The following is a 17322-nucleotide window of genomic DNA, read 5'->3' on the forward strand; positions in this document are numbered from 1 at the left end:
CCCGAATGAAGCGAGCTGCACAGGAGAGAGAGAACCATGAAAGCTTCGTGCGCGGCGCTGTCGGCCGGCCTGCTGTCCATTTCGATGTCGGCGATGGCCGCCGACTATCCAGCCCCGAAGCAGGGCGACTGGGTCGCCAGGGATTTCAAGTTCCACACCGGCGAGACCATGGCGGAGCTGAAGCTGCACTACACCACGATCGGCGAGCCGACCGGGCAGCCCGTGCTGGTGCTGCACGGCACCGGCCAATCGGCCGCGGGCATGCTGACGCCGGCCTTCGCGGGCGAATTGTTCGGCGCCGGGCAGCCGCTCGATGCGTCGAAATATTACATCATCATTCCCGATGCGGTCGGCCATGGTAAATCGTCAAAACCGTCGGACGGGATGAAGACGAGCTTTCCAAAATATGATTACGACGACATGGTCGCGGCGCAGTACCGCCTCGTGACGGAAGGACTCGGCATCAAGCACTTGCGCCTCGTGATCGGCAATTCCATGGGCGGCATGCAGACCTGGCTATGGGGCGAGAAATATCCGCAAAGCATGGATGCATTGGTGCCGATGGCCTCGCAGCCGACCGAGATGGCATCGCGCAACTGGATGATGCGGCGGATCATGCTCGACACCATCCGCAGCGATCCCGACTACAACGGCGGCAAGTACACGAGCCAGCCGCGGATGATGAAATACGCCATCGTCGCCTATGGCATCGCCAGCATCGGCGGGACGCTCGCCTATCAGGCCCAGGCGCCGACGGCGGCGAAGGCCGACAAGATGGTCGACGAACGGCTCGCTGCACCAATCACCGCGGATGCCAATGATTTCGTCTGGCAGTGGGAATCCTCGCACGACTACAATGCCTCGGAGCCGCTGGAGCGGATCGAGGCGCCGCTGCTGCTGATCAACGCTGCTGACGACGAGCGCAATCCGCCGGAGACGGGCGTCACTGAAGCGGCGATGAAGCGGGTCAAGAACGGCCGCCTGTACCTAATCCCTGCGAGCACGGAGACGCGCGGCCACGGCACCACCGGCAACGCAAAGTTCTACGCCGAGCAACTCCGGCAATTGCTCCAGACCGCCCCGCAGCGGGCGATGTGAAAGCGGTGCGCGGCCGCTGATTTCGCATCGCATCAACGCCGCGCATGCGCGCCGCCGCGATCGTGGCCATCCCGTCGGTCAGGCCGTGGTGTGGTACGTACACCATCGGGCCGCATCATCATCAGCTGCTTTGTGCCGGCAGATGCTGTCTAGCGCATCATGACATGCCGGATTTCGTTAGCTGAGAGCAACCCGATCAGGTAGTTTGAGGCGCAGCTCAAACGGAGGCACGCCGTTGACCGATCTTTGCGCCGAAGACCTCGCCACCAACTATCCGAAACCGAGCCCGCGCGTGATCGCGAAAGCGCGGCCCGCGATCGACGTGCATGCCAGGAAGTTCATCGAGATGTCGCCGTTCTGCGTGCTGGCGACGTCAGGCGCTGATGGCAGCGTCGATGCCTCGCCGCGCGGCGGCGGTCCCGGCTTCGTCCATGTCGCGGGCCCCAACCAGTTGCTGATGCCCGATCGTTCCGGCAACAACCGGATCGACAGTCTCAGGAATGTCGTCGAAGGCTCGAGCTTCGTGCACCTGCTGTTCTTCGTGCCAGGCATCGACGAGACGCTGCGCGTCGGCGGACGCGGCACGCTGTCCGCCGATCCGGAGCTGCTCGGCTCGATGGTCGAGTTCGGCAAACCGCCGCGCGCGGTGCTCAGCGTCACGGTGAGCGAGGTCTACTTCCACTGTGGCAAAGCCTTGATGCGCTCAAAGCTGTGGTCGCCGGAGGTGAAGGTGCAGCGCGCGGTGATGCCGAGCATCGTCGAGGTCATTCACGACCAGACGGGCTTGGGCGAGCCGGAGAGCCAGGACATAGTGGAAGCGCGCTACAAGACGCAGCTGTAGCTGCCGTAACGATTACGGTGTCGTCCCGGACAAGCGAGCTCCTGGAAAACGCGGAGCGTTTGTCCAGAGCGAGCGCAGATCCGGGCCCCCCGCGCGAGCGCTTGCGCTCGTCGCGATAAGCACAAGCAGCACTTTGATGAAGACTGGCAAAATTGCCAGTTCGCGCAACAACACCGGCCTGCGGTTATGGGTCCCCGCCTTCGCGGGGACGACATTGGCGCATGTTGCGAGCGCGGACCTTAATGCCCTTCGCCCTCGAGTCCGCCGACGTGCTTCTGGGTGTAGAGCTCGAGGCCGATGCGGCCGATCAGGTCGAGCTGGGTCTCGAGGAAGTCGATGTGGTGCTCCTCGTCGCTCATCAGCTTCTCGAACAGGTCGCGCGTGACGTAGTCCTTCACGCTGTGGCAGTAGGTGGCCGCTTCCTGGTAGAGAGCGCGCGCGCTGATTTCGGCGGCGAGATCGCAATCGATGATCTCCTTGACGTTCTGGCCGATGCGCAGGGGATCGAGCACCTGCATGTTCGGGAAGCCGTCGAAGAACAGGATGCGCTCGGTGAGCTTGTCGGCGTGCTCCATCTCCTCGATGGATTCCTTGCGCCAGACCTTGGCCATGTCGCGCAGGCCCCAATTGTCGAGGAAGCGGTAGTGCAGCCAGTATTGATTGATCGCGGTGAGCTCGTGACGCAGTGCCTTGTTGAGATATTCGATTACTTTCGCGTCGCCCTGCATGATTCACTCCAGCTCTTGCGGCCTCATCGGTAATAAACCGAATTTAGAACGCTTCTAAAACAAGTTTGGAACGAGAGCAACCCATCGCAGGGTCGCACCCGGGGATAAGCTCAGCCGATTGAAGAAAAAGAAGTCAGCAGGCAGCGAGTGCGAAGTCGGCGGGCTCGACGATTTCGTCGTTGGCGGCGACCTGGTGGCTATGCGGGCAGCCGGCACAGCAGGACTTGGCGCACGGGCCGAGAGCTTCATCGATGATGGTCTTGATGGTGCGCGCGCAGCGTCCGCATTCGGCGCTACAACCGAGGCAGCCATAGACCTGCTTGGCATGACGCACAGCGTCGTCGGAATCGGCGACGGCGGCGCGGATGTCGTCATCGCTCAACACGTTACAGGAACAGACGATCATGGAAAGCGGCAGGCCCTTCGGTGATGCGCCAACATCGATATTTAAGGGCTCGGCCGGATGCAAAAGGAAAAACCGGTATTTGAAGCTATTCCAAACTGAGCCGCGATTCAGCCTAGAACGGGTCTAAAAAGACAACTTGCTCTGGATCAAGGTTGCAACCGAAAGCAGGCCTAATCGCCGCCTCCGCCACCACCGCTGTCCCCGCCTCCGCCGCAATCGCCACCACTGCCGCCGCTGTCACTACTGCCGCTGTCACTGCTGACGCTACAGGAGCCGCTGTCGCTCGGACTACCGGAACTATCGACCGACGAAGTATCGCTGGAGAACCAGCTCCCCAGCGCAAAGCCGTCAGTGCTTCCAGAATAGCTGTCGCCGCTATCGGCTCCGGCACCCGCGCGCGAGCGCCACCGGCTGCGGTTCTGCACATGGGTCATCAAGACGAAGCAGATGACCGAGGTGGCCCCGACGGCGATCAGGGCGCTCATCATCAGACTGTTCATGGCTTGTTGCTCGGATTTCGTGCCTCGCGGGAGCCGCCTCCCGCACGCATTCGTCGTCTTCCGCACGCATTCCGTTCATTGATCATTCAAGCAGGATATGGAACCTTGGGTGCGGAACCACGTCCGCGTCCGCTGTGAAAGGTGAAATCCATGAAGAAATCGCTCCTGGCACTCGCTGCCGCCGCCACCCTGGCCGCATCGGCGCTTGCGCCTGCGCCAGCCCATGCGCAGCGCGGTGTCGCCGCGGGCGTGGCCGCCGGCATCGTCGGCGGTGCCATCGTCGGGGGCGCGCTGGCATCCCCGTATTACTACGGACCCGGCCCCGGTTACTATTATGGTCCCGGCTATCCGCCCCCGCCCCGCTACTACGGCCCGGGCCCGGGCTATGCCGCCGACGACTATTATGGCGGCTGCGTCTGGCAGCGGCAGCGCTTCTGGGACGGTTATGCCTGGCGTGTGCGCCGCGTCCGGGTCTGTGGCTAAGACGCAAAAAGCCGGTTCATTACGGACACCCCGTTCATCTCGGGGCCCGAAAAAGACCGCTTTTTCTCGTCACAGCTCCGCGTGCGTTTACCGTGGATTGACCATTTGCGCGCTTCCTAGCCCAGAGGCCAATTTCATCAGAGTGTGCGTGAACCTTTGAACCCCTGACGTTCCTAACAAGGAGCGTCCATCTCCCAGGAGAGCCAAGAGCATGAAGAAGACTTTTGTTGCCGCCCTCACGGTTGCGACGATCGCCGGTTCGCTGGTGACCGCCACTCCGCCCGCCAAAGCCAATGACGGCGTCGGCGCCGGCATCGCAGCCGGCCTGATCGGCGGCGCCATCGTCGGCGGCGCCATCGCGTCGAGCCGTCCGGCCTATGGCGGACCGGTCTACGTGGCCGAGCCCCCGCCGCCTGCGCCCTGCTACTGGCAGCGCCAGCGTTACTGGGACGGTTACGGCTGGGTCGTCCGCCCGGTTCGCGTCTGCTACTGATCTGATCGCACGGCGCAAACGCGTCACGATCGAAGCCCGGCCGAGACCATCGGCCGGGCTTTTTTCTTTTCGGTCGCCTTATCGCGCCGCCTGGATCGAGCGCAGCACCTCTTCGCTCGGCCAGCAATCGACCTTCAACCCCGCCGACTTCTGATAGGCGCCAAGCGCCGCGCGCGTCAGCATGCCCGCCTTGCCATCGAGCTTGTCCTTGTAGAGCCCGATGCGCGTCAACCCGCGCTGCATCGCTTCGACATCCTTCGTTCGCAGTTGCTTCGAGGCCGACCAGGGCGTCGCAAACGGCAGCGCGCTCGTCATGCGATCGCTGAGATGGCCGACGAACAGCACGTAGAGATCGGAGAAATTGTATTCCTTGATGACGAAGTAGTTTTTCGTGGTCAGGAACGAGGGGCCGTAGATGCCTTCGGGCTGGAGCAGCGACGCCGGCTGCGCCAGTTCAGCCGCACTCAGCTTTTGCCCGCGCACCGGCACAAAGCCCTCGCGCAGCCACTGGCCGATCGGTTTCGTCACCTCCGGCACGCCGCTGGTGCAATCGACCTTCGCCGGCGCCTGCACCTCATAGGCCCAGCGCACACCGCTCTGCCAGCCCTTGTTGACGAGCTGCTGCGCGGCAGAGGCCAGCGCGTCCGGCACCGAATGCCAGATGTCGATGCGGCCATCGCCGTCGAAATCGACGCCGTGCTTGTAGTATTCGGAGGGCAGGAACTGCGTGAGGCCGGTGGCGCCGGCCCAGGACGCGCGCATGTCCTTACGCGTCACCACGCCCTCGCCAAGGATTTTCAGCGCCAGGATGAACTCGTTGCGGTACGTATCCTTGCGCCGGCCGACATAGGCCTGGGTCGCAAGCACGCGCACGAGATCATAAGGCAGCGTGTAGCGGCCATAGTCGGTCTCACGACCCCAGATCGCGAGCATGACGGTGGCAGGCACGCCAGAGCTCTTCTCGATTTGGGTGAGCGCGTCGCGATATTTTTGCAGCAGCCGCTGTCCCTCGCCGGCCAGCCGCGCGATCGAGGCTTCCTTGATGTAATCCGCCGGCACCTGCACGAACTCGGCCTGCGACGGCGCGCCGGTCGCGGGTCGTCCCGGCAGGATCAGATCGGGCAGCTTGTAATCAGGCTCGAGCCCGCGCGTCTGCTCATCGAACGTCGCACGCGACACGCCCTCAGCCTGCGCCTCCGGCCACAGCGATGCGATGAACTGGGTGAAGGCGGCGTCGGCGGCGTGGGCGGACGACCAGCCGCAGGTGACCACGATCACTGCAGCAATGAGCGCCCGCCGCATCATGCTGAAATCACCGCGTCAGCTTCTTGTACTTCACGCGATGCGGAATGATGCTGTCCTGGCCGAGGCGACGCATCTTGTCTTTCTCGTAGTCCTGGAAGTTGCCCTCGAACCATTCGACATGGCTGTCGCCTTCGAAGGCCAGGATGTGGGTCGCGATGCGGTCGAGGAACCAGCGATCGTGGCTGATGATGACGGCGCAGCCGGCAAAATCCTCCAGCGCCTCTTCGAGCGCGCGCAGCGTATCGACGTCGAGGTCGTTGGTCGGTTCGTCGAGCAGCAGGACGTTGGCGCCGGACTTGAGCATCTTGGCAAGATGCACGCGGTTGCGTTCACCGCCCGACAGCGCGCCAACCTTCTTCTGCTGGTCGGCTCCCTTGAAGTTGAACGACGAGCAGTAGCCGCGCGAATTCACTTCCTTCTTGCCGAGCAGGATCAGCTCGTTGCCGCCGGAGATTTCCTCCCACACGGTCTTCTTGCCGTCGAGCGCATCGCGCGACTGGTCGACATAGCCGAGATGCACGGTCTCGCCGACCGTGATGGTGCCGTTGTCCGGGGTTTCCTGCTTGGTGATCATCTTGAACAGCGTGGTTTTGCCGGCGCCGTTCGCGCCGATCACGCCGACGATGCCGCCGGGCGGCAGCTTGAAGGTGAGATCGTCGATCAAGAGGCGGTCACCATAGCCTTTGCTGAGGCCTTCGAAGTCGACGACATTGGCGCCGAGCCGCTCGGCGACGGGAATGATGATCTGTGCGGTCTGGCTCTGCTTCTCGCTCGCCTGCTTCAACAGCTCTTCATAACGCTGATAGCGCGCCTTGGATTTTGCCTGACGCGCCTTCGGCGAGGACGCGACCCACTCCTGCTCGCGGGCCAGCGTCTTCTGGTGCGCGGCTTCCTCACGGCCTTCCTGCTCGAGCCGCTTCTGCTTCTGCACCAGCCAGGACGAGTAGTTGCCCTCGTAGGGAATGCCACGGCCGCGATCGAGCTCGAGGATCCAGCCCGTGACGTTGTCGAGGAAGTAGCGGTCGTGGGTGACGATCAGGATCGCGCCGGGATAGTTGCGCAAGTGCCCTTCAAGCCACGACACGGATTCCGCGTCGAGATGGTTGGTCGGTTCGTCCAGCAACAGCAGCTCGGGCTGGTCGAGCAGCAGCCGGCACAGCGCGACGCGGCGGCGCTCACCGCCGGACAGTTTCGTGACGTCGGCATCGTCGGGCGGGCAGCGCAGCGCGTCCATGGCCTGGTCGACCTTGCTGTCGAGATCCCAGAGGCCCTGGGCCTCGATCTCATCCTGGAGCTTGGTCATTTCGTCGGCAGTCTCGTCCGAGTAGTTGACGGCGAGCTCGTTGTAGCGGTCGAGGATCGCCTTCTGCTTGGCGACGCCCTGCATGACGTTCTCGCGCACCGAAAGCTTCGGATCGAGCTGCGGCTCCTGCTCGAGATAGCCGACGCGGGCGCCGTCGGCGACCCACGCCTCGCCGGTATACTCCTTGTCGAGGCCCGCCATGATCTTGAGGAGGGTCGACTTACCGGAGCCGTTGACGCCGAGCACGCCGATCTTGGCGTCCGGGTAGAAGCTCAGGCGGATGTTGTCGAGCACCTTGCGGGTCGGGTAGCTCTTGGTCAGACCTTCCATGAAATAGACGAACTGGCGCGCCATCGGTCCCGTAAAACCTTCGATTTGAGGAAATTTGCTTGCCGCCGATGTAGCGATCCCGCCCCCAAAGGGCAACGTTTTCCCTCTGTTCACCACGGTTGAATACGGGATGGACACCATCCGGACGGCCGATCCGGACAATTGAAACCATTTTTTAATAAAGCAGGCCAAAGCTGGTCGTGGCGCCAGAAAAAGCGCCACCCGCGGCAGAAGCGGCGGGGAGAACAGCGAGGCCGTATCATGGCAATGATCGAGACAACCTCTCATCCCGTCCCGGCAGGAGCCGGAGGCTCTAACCTCTTTGCCGAGTTCCGCGCGTTCTGGGTCCGGTTCTTCGCCACGGCTTTCAATCCCTACCGCCCGGAACTGCACTACATGCGCGGCCCCGGCCCCGCCTGGCGCGCCAAGCACGGCATGGATGCGCCGTTCCGCCTGAAGCCGCGCGACCTCTGACGCCTCGCCTGCTGCCGGATTTTTGAAGCTTCCCGCCGCTTGCGCCGGCTGCCGATTGCGCGCAAGCATGGCGAGGTTCGATCGATGGCGTCTCCTGCCCGCGCTATCGCCCCTCGCCATGGATGGACGGTTTCCCCGATGACACGGCTGCGCTGTGCAATTCTCGACGACTATTTCAACATCGCCCAAGACGTCGCCGACTGGTCGAAGATCTCCGACCGTGTCGACGTCACGGTGTTCAACCATCCCTTCGCCTCCGAGCAGGCTGCGGCCGGCGCGCTCGGAGATTTCGAGATCATCTGCGCGATGCGCGAGCGCACGGCGTTTCCCAAGAGCCTGTTCGAGGCGCTCCCCAAGCTGAAGCTGCTGCTGACCTCCGGCATGCGCAACGCCGCGATCGACATGGCGGCGGCGAAGGCGCGCGACGTCGTGGTCTGCGGCACGCAATATTCCCGCGATCCGACCGCCGGGCTGACCATGGGCCTGATCCTGGAATTGACCCGCGGCATCGGCCGCGAGAACGCGCGCATGCATGCGGGCGAGCCCTGGCAGACTTTTGCCGGCATCGAAATCGAGGGCCGGACGCTTGGCGTTGTCGGGCTCGGCAAGCTCGGCAGCAAGGTCGCGGGCATCGCGAAGTCGTTCGGCATGAACGTCATCGCATGGAGCCCCAACCTGACGGCCGAGAAATGCGGAGAACTCGGCGTCGGCTACGCCAGCAAGGAAGAGCTGTTTGCGAAGGCCGATATCATCACCATCCACGTGGTGCTGAGCGAGCGCTCGCGGGGACTGGTCGGCGCCGCCGATCTCGCGCGGATGAAGCCGACCGCCTATCTCGTCAACACCGCGCGTGGGCCGATCGTCGACGAGGCGGCGCTGCTCGAGGCGCTGCAACAGAAGAAGATCGCGGGTGCCGGCATCGACGTGTTCTCGATCGAGCCGCTGCCGACCGATCATCCAATCCGCAAGCTCGACAATGTCGTGCTGACGCCGCACCTCGGCTACGCCACCGCGGACGGGCTACGCATCCATTACGGCCAGATGGTCGAGGCGATCGACGCCTGGACGAAGGGCAGCGAGCCACAGCGAAGGCTCACCTGATCAAAACTCCGCAACCGTCATTGCGAGCGTCTGGTGACACCGAGCCGCGCGGAGATGGGGAGGTGCTCGTCTCATCACAGGCGCCCTTCGCGTTCAACCGCCCGATCCGTCAAACAGCTGCAGATAATCCTTGAGATAGAAATGTATCGCCTGGTCGGCCAAGAACAGTAACAAAACACTCGACAGCAGGATCGCCCCCATCCTGACGATGTCTCTCCGGCTATTTATGCGATACGCGCGGTAAATGAGATAGGCGGCTACAGCGCCCCATGCCCACATCAAGATCTCGTCCGGAAAGTCACGCGCCGCACCATATGCGGTCTCGCTTGGGTATCCGTGTGAGCGGACCGCGAGAGAAAGGACCGACATTGCGGGCATCAGCGAGAACGAAATCGCCAACATAGAGCGATATGCCCACGTCATGAGCAAGCACCTGCGGGTTCACGGAGCCAGATATTCTATTCCGTCATCCGCCCTGCCCGAAATCGAGTTGCAGATAGTCCTTGAGATAGAAATCGACAGCGTGTTTGGCAGACAAGAACAACAAAACGTACGACAGCAGAATCACCCCGAGATGGACAACGCCTCTCCGATTATTTACGCGGAATGCGCGGTAGATGAGATAGAGCGCTAACGCGAAGCTTACCCAGATCAAAACCTGTCGAGGAAGTTCAACCGCCCTATCATACTCGGTAATATGGCTATCGGGAAAACCTGCAAACATCAAAGAGAATACAAGATCCTGGGCAAAGGCTAACGGCGTCAGCGAAAACAAAACTGCCAATAGCGCGCGAGATGTCCGTTTCATGCACCGAACCACGCGATCATTTCAGCCCGCCAATATTCTCGCGGCGTGGTTCGAAGGTGAGCCGTCCAGGTTGTCTTGACCTTGCGGCGTGGCGCGTGATCCCATTTGCAGCCGCCCAGGTCTTGCCCTATCGGAGCAGGTCAGGACACTCCAGACAGGAGACCTAGCGCACCGTGACGGGCGCCGGCAGCGGCGGCACCACGGTCGGCTGCGCGCCCGGGGCCGGGCCGGCTTGAGCGGCCATCGGGGCAGGCGCAGCAATGCCGGGCGCCGGCGCAGCAGATGCGGTCGCTGTACCCGGCGGCGGGCCGCCCGGCATCACGACGACGCGGGTGCCAACCTTGACGCGATCGAACAGGTCGGAGACGTCCTCGTTCAGCATGCCGATGCAGCCCGAGGAGACGAACTTGCCGATCGTCGAGGGCTGGTTGGTGCCGTGGATGCGGTAGACGGTCGAGCCGAGATACATTGCGCGCGCGCCGAGCGGATTGCCGGGACCGCCGGCCATGAAGCGCGGCAGATAGGGCTGGCGTTCGATCATTTCCGTCGGCGGATGCCAATCCGGCCACTCAGCCTTGCGGGTGATCTTTTGCACGCCGGTCCAGGTGAAACCGTCGCGACCGACGCGCACGCCGTAGCGGATCGCACGGCCACTGCCGAGCACATAGTAAAGGTAGGTGTTCGGGGTATCGACGACGAGCGTGCCGGCCGGCTCCTTGGTCTGGAACGCGACTTCCTGGCGGCGCAGGTTCGGCGACAACTGCGTGGGCGCAGCGTCAGGCTGCTCCTCGGGGGGAAGCGCCGCAACCGTCATCGGTTGGCCATTCGGACCGGCAGGCCGGACGGCGCCGGTCGCGGCGGGTCCACCGACGCCTTCCGGCGGACGCAGACCGTCATCGGCGCCCTGCGGCGCGGCCGGACGGTCGGCATAGATCACTGCGGGCGGGCCCGCGGGGCGGCCATAGCGGGGATCATCCGGCGACATCACCGGGCCCTGCGGCGCATTGTTGGAATAGACCGGCGCACCGGCCGGACGGCCGTAACGCGGATCGTCCGGCGACATCACCGGGCCCTGGGGCGCGTTGTTGGAGTAGACCGGGGCACCCGCGGGGCGGCCATAGCGCGGATCATCCGGCGACATCACCGGACCGGACGGGCCGGGCGGCGGCAGCGCGGCAGAATTCCGCGGCTGCTGCGGCGGCATCGCGTCGTCGTCATCATCGAGCGCGTCGAAATTCGGCACGCGGTCGCCGGGACGATATTCGGACGGGTAGCCCTGCTGGTAGACCGGGGCCTGCTGGACCGGATAGCTCTGCTGAGCCTGCGCGAGCGAGGTTCCCGCCGCAGCGGCTGTCGCGGCAGCGCAAATCGTCAGAAAATGTTTGATCATCATCGCCCTAGTTTAGACCCCCGGCCCAACCGGACCGTTAACGGCACATGGACGAAGATCGCGGCACATTCAAGACAAAACAGGCCGATTTGGGCCTGATTTGGTGATTTGTGATCGGCAGCGCGACCGTTGCTTCGGTGCATCACGGACCGGAAATCGCGCGGGCGCGCAGGTCGCCGGACTCTCCGCCCCCGATTTTTGCGGAACGGCTCAGGAGTGTTCGGGTATTCTCGAATCAGCCTGATTCGCCCTCCGCTTTGACCAGCTTCCCGCGCGGCGAACGCGGCAACTCAGTACCGTAACCGCGTTCAGATGGCTCAAGGGCCTTGGCACCAACCTGCCAAGGCGGAAATTGCGCTTCGATGCTTCCCGGCTTTCGCTTCCTGTTTGCCGCGATCCTGTTGTCTACCTCCATCCTGGTGTTCGGCTTAGGGGCCGCCGCGCTGCTGCGGGCGACGCATGAGCAGTTCGTCAGCAATCCGTCCTGGCGAAACGGCCCGCAGGAGCAGGTGTTTGCGCAAGCGACCGAGCCGGTGCTCGCGGCGCTCCGCGCCGAGCCGCTGCCGCCCTCGACGTCGGTGCGAGACGAGGTCCCGACCGTCGGCCTTCCCGAAAGCGGACCTGAACAGGTTGCCGCACTGACACCGGAGATGGGCAGCGAGCCGGTGGCATCGGCTGCCGGCGAACCGGCCGCTGCTGAAGCGCCCCCTCCGCCGGCCGAGATACCGGCGCCGCAATCCGCATCGGCCGAAACCACAGCTTCGACCAGCGAGACCATGCCCGCTACCGGCGAGGCGGTGCCGACGCCGGTCGCCTCACCCGAGCCGCAACAGGCTGACGCCGCCAGCCCCGCGCCATCGGAAACAATTACAGAGGTCGCAGCGCTCGCTGCTGCCACGACGGTCGTCGCGCAGGATCCGCCGGCGAAAGCGAAGGCCGCGAGCGACACGGCCGACAAGCAGGCCACCAAGCAGCGCGCGCATAAGAAACGCCACCCGATCGTGCGGCGCCCGCCACCACCGCCAATGCCAGGGCAGCAGATCTTCAATCCCTTCGCCACGCAGCCGCTACAGCAGTATCAGCAGCAATATCAGCAGCCGGCCTACGCGGCGACCACCCGCACACGCTGAGCGGACCTCACGCCGGCCCCGTCGCAATGGCCGGGCCGCCTTCCTGGCCCCATTCCGACCATGATCCGTCATAAAGCGCGGTGTTGGTGACGCCTAACCGATAGAGCGCGAGCGTCAGCACGCCGGCGGAAACGCCGGAGCCGCAGCTCGTCACGATCGGTGCGTCGAGCTTGACCCCCGCGCCGGTAAACGCCTTCCGCAGATCATCGAGCGGCTTCATTTCGCCGGTCGCGGCATCGAACAATTGGGCGTAGGGCACGTTGCGGGCGCCCGGGATGTGGCCGGAGCGGATGCCCGGCCGCGGCTCCGCGGCGCGGCCCTCGAAGCGCTCTGCCGGACGCGCATCGATCACCTGCTCGGCACGGCTTTCGACGTTGGCGATCAACTGCTGCATGCTGCGCACGCGCTTCGGATCGTAGCTTGCCTTGAACGTCGCGGGCTTCGGCTTCACCTCGCCGCCCTCCACGGGACGCCCCTCTGCGCGCCACTTCTTCAGCCCGCCATTGAGGATGCGCACGTTGCTGTGGCCGTAGGACAAAAACATCCACCACGCCCGCGGTGCGGCGACCCAGCCGCCGGCATCGTAGATTACGACGGTATCGGCATTGCCGATGCCGAGAATGCCAACGTCACGGCCGAATTGCTCGGCGCTCGGGAACATGTGCGGCAACGGGTTGGAATGGTCGGACACCGCGTCGACATCGAAGAACACCGCTCCCGGCAGATGCGCGGCGAGATAGTCGTCCTTCGGCAGCGGCAGCACGCCCGGCAGCTTGAAGGTGGCGTCGAGCACCTTCACGTTGGCATCGTTGATGTGGGCGGCGAGCCATTCGGTGGAGACGAGGGGATCGGTGGTGGTCATTGCATGCATTTCCTTGTCGTCATTCCGGGGCGCGCGTGAGCGAGGTTGAAGCAGTGCGCGTCAAAACGCCGCTGTCATCGCCCGGCTTGAACCGGGCGATCCAGTATTCCAGAGGCGGTCGCGATTGAGCCGAGAGGCCGCGGCGTACTGGATTCCCCGCTTTCGCGGGGAATGACGCCGGAGCTGGGAGTGACAGCGAAGCACCCTCACCCCTTCTTCGGCTCCCACTTTTCCACCGGCCCGCCGGCATCGCGCCAGGCGGCATAACCGCCGGCGATGTGGGCGACGGGTTTGAGACCCATGTCCTGCGCGGTCTTGGCGGCGAGCGCGGAGCGCAGGCCGCCGGCGCAATGGAAGACGAACTTCTTGTCCTCCTGGAAGATCGGCTTCGCATAGGGGCTCTGCGGATCGATCCAGAATTCGAGCATGCCGCGGGTACAGGCAAACGCGCCGGGAATGCGGCCGTCGCGCTCGATCTCGCGGGGGTCGCGGATGTCGACGATCACGACGTCGCCGCTCTTGGAGATTTCGATGGCGTCCTTGGCGGTGAGCGTTTCGATCTCGGCATTGGCCTCGTCGACCAGCGCCTTGATGCCGCGGGTGATGTTTTGGGGCATGTGCTTCTCCCTCGTTTCTCTCTCGTCATTCCGGGGCGCGCGCAGTGCGAGCCCGGAATCCATTCTTCCACTGACACCGCGGCCCGATGGGATTCCGGGCTCGATGCTTCGCATCGCCCCGGAATGACAGCGTGTGTGGTCAGTGCGTCAGCTCCTTCATCGCGCCCTCGAGCCCCTCGATGGTGATCGGGAACATGCGGTTGGCGAAGATGCGGCGGATGATGGTGGTCGATTCCGAATAGTCCCAGTGCTTCTGCTGCACCGGGTTCAGCCACACCGCATGCGGATAGGTGCGGATGATGCGATCGAGCCAGACCGAGCCCGGCTCCTCGTTGACGTGCTCGACCGAGCCGCCCGGCACCATGATCTCGTAAGGCGACATCGAGGCGTCGCCGACGAACACGACCTTGTAGTCGTGCGGATATTTGTGCAGCACGTCCCAGGTCGGCGTGCGGTCGGTGAAACGCCGCTTGTTCTGCTTCCACACGCCCTCATAGAGGCAGTTGTGGAAGTAGAAATACTCCATGTGCTTGAACTCGCTCTTCGCCGCCGAGAACAGCTCCTCGACCTGCTCGATATGCGAATCCATCGAGCCGCCGATGTCGAAGAACACCAGCAGCTTGACCGCGTTGCGCCGCTCGGGGCGCATGACGACGTCGAGATAGCCGTGGTTGGCGGTTTGCTTGATCGTATTGTCGAGATCGAGTTCGTCCGGCGCACCGGTGCGGGCGAATTTGCGCAGGCGGCGCAGCGCGACCTTGATGTTGCGGATGCCAAGCTCGACATTGCCGTCGAGATCCTTGAACTCGCGCTTGTCCCACACTTTCACGGCACGGTTGTTGCGGTTCTTCTCCTGCCCGATGCGCACGCCCTCGGGATTGTAGCCATAGGCGCCGAACGGCGAGGTGCCGGCGGTGCCGATCCATTTGCTGCCGCCCTGATGGCGGCCCTTCTGCTCCTCGAGCCGCTTCTTCAGAGTCTCCATGAGCTTGTCCCAGCCCATGGCCTCGATCTGCTTCTTCTCTTCTTCCGTGAGGTACTTTTCGGCGAGCTTCTTCAGCCACTCCTCGGGGATCTCCGCCTTGTCCATGGCGTCGAGCAGGCTTTCCAGCCCCTTGAACACGGTGCCGAAGACGCGGTCGAACTTGTCGAGGTTGCGCTCGTCCTTCACCAGCGAGGCGCGCGACAGATAGTAGAAATTCTCGACCTTGTAGTCCGCGAGGTCGGCGTCGAGCGCCTCCATCAGCGTGAGGTATTCGCGCAGCGTCACAGGGACCTGCGCGTCGCGCAATGAGGTGAAGAATTGCAGGAACATGGGTGACAGATTGCCCGTCGGATGGCTCCCGTCAAGAGGCGCGGCTTTCGGCCGAGGTCTGGACCGGGAGGCTTTTTGCTCTAGAATTGCCGCGCTTCAGGCTTGGTTTTGGGGATCTTTGCCATGGGAATTATCGCAGCGCTGATCATTGGCGCGATTGCTGGCTGGCTCGCCGGGAAAATAGTCCACGGGGCGGGATTTGGCCTCATCGGCAACATCGTGGTCGGCATCATCGGCGCGCTGGTCGCGGGCTGGATCCTGCCGCAGCTCGGCGTCGGACTCGCCACCGGCACGTTCGGCTCGATCCTGGACGCCACGATCGGCGCGGTGATTGTGCTCGTCATCCTTTCGCTGATAAAACGGGCTTGAAAAGCTTGACCTAACCCGGAACGGCCGCTCGGAGCGGCCGTTCCCATGTTGTGGCGGAGGTGCACCTCGCCCGATGACCAACAAGGACGCGCGATGAAGTTTACCGGCACCAAGGACTATGTTGCGACCGACGATCTCAAGGTCGCCGTCAACGCCTCGATCGTGCTGGAGCGCCCGCTGCTGGTGAAGGGCGAGCCCGGCACCGGCAAGACGGTGCTGGCCGAGGAAGTTGCGAAAGCGCTGAATGCGCCACTCCTCACCTGGCACATCAAGTCCACCACCAAGGCGCAGCAGGGCCTCTACGAATACGACGCGGTCTCGCGCCTGCGCGATAGCCAGCTTGGCGATGCCCGCGTGTCCGACATCAAGAACTACATCAAGCGCGGCAAGCTGTGGGACGCCTTCACCGCCGAGCAGCGCCCGGTGCTGCTGATCGACGAGATCGACAAGGCCGACATCGAGTTTCCGAACGACCTACTGCTCGAGCTCGACCGCATGGAATTCCATGTCTACGAGACCGGTGAGACGATCAAGGCGAAGCAGCGCCCGATCATGATGATCACCTCCAACAACGAGAAGGAGCTGCCGGACGCCTTCCTGCGCCGCTGCTTCTTCCACTACATCAAATTCCCCGACGCCGAGACCATGGGCCGCATCGTCGACGTCCACTTCCCCGGCATCAAGAAGCGCCTGGTCGAAGAAGCCTTACGCATCTTCTTCGAGGTGCGCGAGGTGCCCGGCCTGAAGAAGAAGCCCTCGACCTCCGAGCTGCTCGACTGGCTCAAGCTGCTCCTCAACGAGGAGATGACGCCGGAACAGCTCCGCGAACGCGACCCGCGCAAACTGATCCCACCGCTGCACGGCGCGCTGCTGAAGAACGAACAGGACGTGCACCTATTCGAGCGGCTGGCGTTCTTGAGCCGGCGGGAAGTGTAAGCCCTCCCTCTGTCGCAACGGCGCGGCGCCGTTGCTCCAACCACCGCTGTCATTCCCCGCGAAAGCGGGGAATCCAGTACGCCGCGGCCTCTCCGTATACTTGCACTTTTTCTGGAATAAGGATCGCCTGCCCCAGTGCGCAATTGCGCACAAGGCGGGCGATGACAGCGAGAGCGCAGGCAGAGCAGACTCCAACCTCGTCATTTCGAGCGCGGCGAAGCAATCCAGAATCCCTTCGCCGGCAAGATTGCTTCGCGGAGCCTGCTATCGGTGCACTATGGGCTGTCGACTTCAAAAACAGACAAAATTTCAGGACGAGGCAGTAGCGGCGGCGCATCGCCCGTCAAGCCATAGACCTCAATGCCCCTTAGCAAACCACAGCTCGAATAGATAAACACTCCGCTTTTGTGGTCGCTTTCATTCACCAGGAATTCACCGAGAATGTGGGCACCGGGCGGCGCTTCAGCATGTCCCTTGATTTGGAAGTTGATGCTGGCACACCCACATCGACATCGCCAAGGCGTGACTTCGGCCAACTCAAGCTGATCCATATACTGCTTTGCTTCTTCCGTGCCGTGCTGAAGCATCCAGCGAGCAAGATCGCGCTCGGCATCTGTGAGAGGACGATTTTGCTCTGTGCTCAAAATAACGTCTTCGGCTGACATTGACCCACGCTACCGTAGCCCGCAGGATGGGACAACGCCAGCGAGAGTGTAGGGTGGGTTCGCGTCAGCGTAACCCACCACTTCTTCAACAAGCGGACTGCAAAGAGGTGGGTGCAGCTAACCCACCCTTGTAAGATGCCCTCTCGCCACCGTTGTTTCCGGGACGTT

General features: G+C 63.4%; 21 protein-coding genes. 9 read left to right on the plus strand and 12 right to left on the minus strand.

The annotated features are described in order from the left end of the window. Positions 1 to 36: 36 nt before the first annotated feature. Entirely contained in the window at positions 37 to 1098 is a 1062-nt protein-coding gene (locus YUU_RS0111005) for an alpha/beta fold hydrolase (RefSeq protein ID WP_027522414.1), read from the plus strand. 235 nt (positions 1099 to 1333) lie between these two features. After that, positions 1334 to 1939 (plus strand): pyridoxamine 5'-phosphate oxidase family protein, encoded by a 606-nt coding sequence (locus YUU_RS0111010; protein WP_027522415.1) that lies wholly within the window; start codon positions 1334 to 1336, stop codon positions 1937 to 1939. Positions 1940 to 2178: 239 nt separating this feature from the next. Here YUU_RS0111010 and bfr read toward each other — a convergent pair whose 3' ends face one another. The 3 genes from bfr to YUU_RS50630 all read right to left on the minus strand — a co-directional run bounded on the left by bfr (position 2179) and on the right by YUU_RS50630 (position 3573). Continuing rightward, a complete protein-coding gene (gene bfr, locus YUU_RS0111015) occupies positions 2179 to 2667 on the minus strand; it encodes a bacterioferritin (protein ID WP_027522416.1) in 489 nt (162 codons plus the stop codon). 133 nt (positions 2668 to 2800) lie between these two features. Continuing rightward, positions 2801 to 3073: a bacterioferritin-associated ferredoxin gene (locus YUU_RS0111020; RefSeq protein WP_027522417.1), complete on the minus strand. Its 273-nt coding sequence runs from the start codon at positions 3071 to 3073 to the stop codon at positions 2801 to 2803. 170 nt (positions 3074 to 3243) lie between these two features. Next, positions 3244 to 3573: a hypothetical protein gene (locus tag YUU_RS50630; RefSeq protein WP_035661974.1), complete on the minus strand. Its 330-nt coding sequence runs from the start codon at positions 3571 to 3573 to the stop codon at positions 3244 to 3246. Between the two features lie 150 nt (positions 3574 to 3723). Here YUU_RS50630 and YUU_RS0111025 point away from each other — a divergent pair, with 150 nt between their 5' ends. Together YUU_RS0111025 and YUU_RS0111030 are read left to right on the plus strand one after the other, a co-directional pair. Continuing rightward, entirely contained in the window at positions 3724 to 4056 is a 333-nt protein-coding gene (locus YUU_RS0111025) for a hypothetical protein (protein WP_027522418.1), read from the plus strand. A 211-nt stretch (positions 4057 to 4267) separates the two neighbouring features. Then, positions 4268 to 4549 (plus strand): hypothetical protein, encoded by a 282-nt coding sequence (locus YUU_RS0111030; RefSeq protein ID WP_027522419.1) that lies wholly within the window; start codon positions 4268 to 4270, stop codon positions 4547 to 4549. Between the two features lie 78 nt (positions 4550 to 4627). Here YUU_RS0111030 and YUU_RS0111035 read toward each other — a convergent pair whose 3' ends face one another. Beyond that, positions 4628 to 5854, minus strand: coding sequence for a lytic murein transglycosylase (locus tag YUU_RS0111035; protein WP_027522420.1), 1227 nt, complete (start codon positions 5852 to 5854; stop codon positions 4628 to 4630). A 7-nt stretch (positions 5855 to 5861) separates the two neighbouring features. Further along, entirely contained in the window at positions 5862 to 7511 is a 1650-nt protein-coding gene (ettA, locus tag YUU_RS0111040) for an energy-dependent translational throttle protein EttA (protein WP_027522421.1), read from the minus strand. 237 nt (positions 7512 to 7748) lie between these two features. On the opposite strand from ettA, the gene YUU_RS0111045 reads away from it, so the two are divergent. Together YUU_RS0111045 and YUU_RS0111050 are read left to right on the plus strand one after the other, a co-directional pair. Continuing rightward, entirely contained in the window at positions 7749 to 7961 is a 213-nt protein-coding gene (locus tag YUU_RS0111045; RefSeq protein ID WP_027522422.1) for a hypothetical protein, read from the plus strand. A 138-nt stretch (positions 7962 to 8099) separates the two neighbouring features. After that, positions 8100 to 9062: a D-2-hydroxyacid dehydrogenase family protein gene (locus YUU_RS0111050; RefSeq protein ID WP_027522423.1), complete on the plus strand. Its 963-nt coding sequence runs from the start codon at positions 8100 to 8102 to the stop codon at positions 9060 to 9062. Positions 9063 to 9155: 93 nt separating this feature from the next. On the opposite strand, the gene YUU_RS0111055 is transcribed toward YUU_RS0111050, so the two are convergent. From YUU_RS0111055 to YUU_RS0111065, 3 genes are all read right to left on the minus strand, one after another. Continuing rightward, positions 9156 to 9485 (minus strand): hypothetical protein, encoded by a 330-nt coding sequence (locus YUU_RS0111055; RefSeq protein WP_156944223.1) that lies wholly within the window; start codon positions 9483 to 9485, stop codon positions 9156 to 9158. A 43-nt stretch (positions 9486 to 9528) separates the two neighbouring features. Further along, positions 9529 to 9870 (minus strand): hypothetical protein, encoded by a 342-nt coding sequence (locus tag YUU_RS50635; protein ID WP_035661978.1) that lies wholly within the window; start codon positions 9868 to 9870, stop codon positions 9529 to 9531. 163 nt (positions 9871 to 10033) lie between these two features. Then, a complete protein-coding gene (locus YUU_RS0111065; protein ID WP_027522425.1) occupies positions 10034 to 11260 on the minus strand; it encodes a L,D-transpeptidase in 1227 nt (408 codons plus the stop codon). Positions 11261 to 11622: 362 nt separating this feature from the next. Between YUU_RS0111065 and YUU_RS50640 the strand changes: the two genes are divergently transcribed. Next, entirely contained in the window at positions 11623 to 12390 is a 768-nt protein-coding gene (locus YUU_RS50640) for a hypothetical protein (RefSeq protein ID WP_063621694.1), read from the plus strand. A gap of 7 nt (positions 12391 to 12397) precedes the next feature. Here YUU_RS50640 and sseA read toward each other — a convergent pair whose 3' ends face one another. From sseA to YUU_RS0111085, 3 genes are all read right to left on the minus strand, one after another. Further along, positions 12398 to 13252 carry a 3-mercaptopyruvate sulfurtransferase gene (gene sseA / locus YUU_RS0111075; RefSeq protein WP_027522426.1) on the minus strand — a complete coding sequence of 285 codons (855 nt, stop codon included), beginning with the start codon at positions 13250 to 13252 and terminating at the stop codon, positions 12398 to 12400. Between the two features lie 206 nt (positions 13253 to 13458). Continuing rightward, positions 13459 to 13869 carry a rhodanese-like domain-containing protein gene (locus YUU_RS0111080; protein ID WP_027522427.1) on the minus strand — a complete coding sequence of 137 codons (411 nt, stop codon included), beginning with the start codon at positions 13867 to 13869 and terminating at the stop codon, positions 13459 to 13461. A 139-nt stretch (positions 13870 to 14008) separates the two neighbouring features. After that, positions 14009 to 15184, minus strand: a complete 1176-nt coding sequence (locus tag YUU_RS0111085; protein ID WP_027522428.1) for a VWA domain-containing protein — start codon at positions 15182 to 15184, stop codon at positions 14009 to 14011. Positions 15185 to 15307: 123 nt separating this feature from the next. On the opposite strand from YUU_RS0111085, the gene YUU_RS0111090 reads away from it, so the two are divergent. Next, on the plus strand, positions 15308 to 15553 hold the full coding sequence (locus tag YUU_RS0111090; RefSeq protein WP_027522429.1) for a GlsB/YeaQ/YmgE family stress response membrane protein: 246 nt from the start codon (positions 15308 to 15310) through the stop codon (positions 15551 to 15553). Positions 15554 to 15646: 93 nt separating this feature from the next. Further along, positions 15647 to 16489: a MoxR family ATPase gene (locus YUU_RS0111095; RefSeq protein ID WP_027522430.1), complete on the plus strand. Its 843-nt coding sequence runs from the start codon at positions 15647 to 15649 to the stop codon at positions 16487 to 16489. A 275-nt stretch (positions 16490 to 16764) separates the two neighbouring features. On the opposite strand, the gene YUU_RS58555 is transcribed toward YUU_RS0111095, so the two are convergent. After that, a complete protein-coding gene (locus YUU_RS58555; RefSeq protein WP_156944225.1) occupies positions 16765 to 17154 on the minus strand; it encodes a hypothetical protein in 390 nt (129 codons plus the stop codon). Positions 17155 to 17322: the final 168 nt, after the last annotated feature.

Origin of the sequence: Bradyrhizobium sp. Ec3.3 (assembly GCF_000472925.1) — a bacterium.
GTDB lineage: Bacteria > Pseudomonadota > Alphaproteobacteria > Rhizobiales > Xanthobacteraceae > Bradyrhizobium.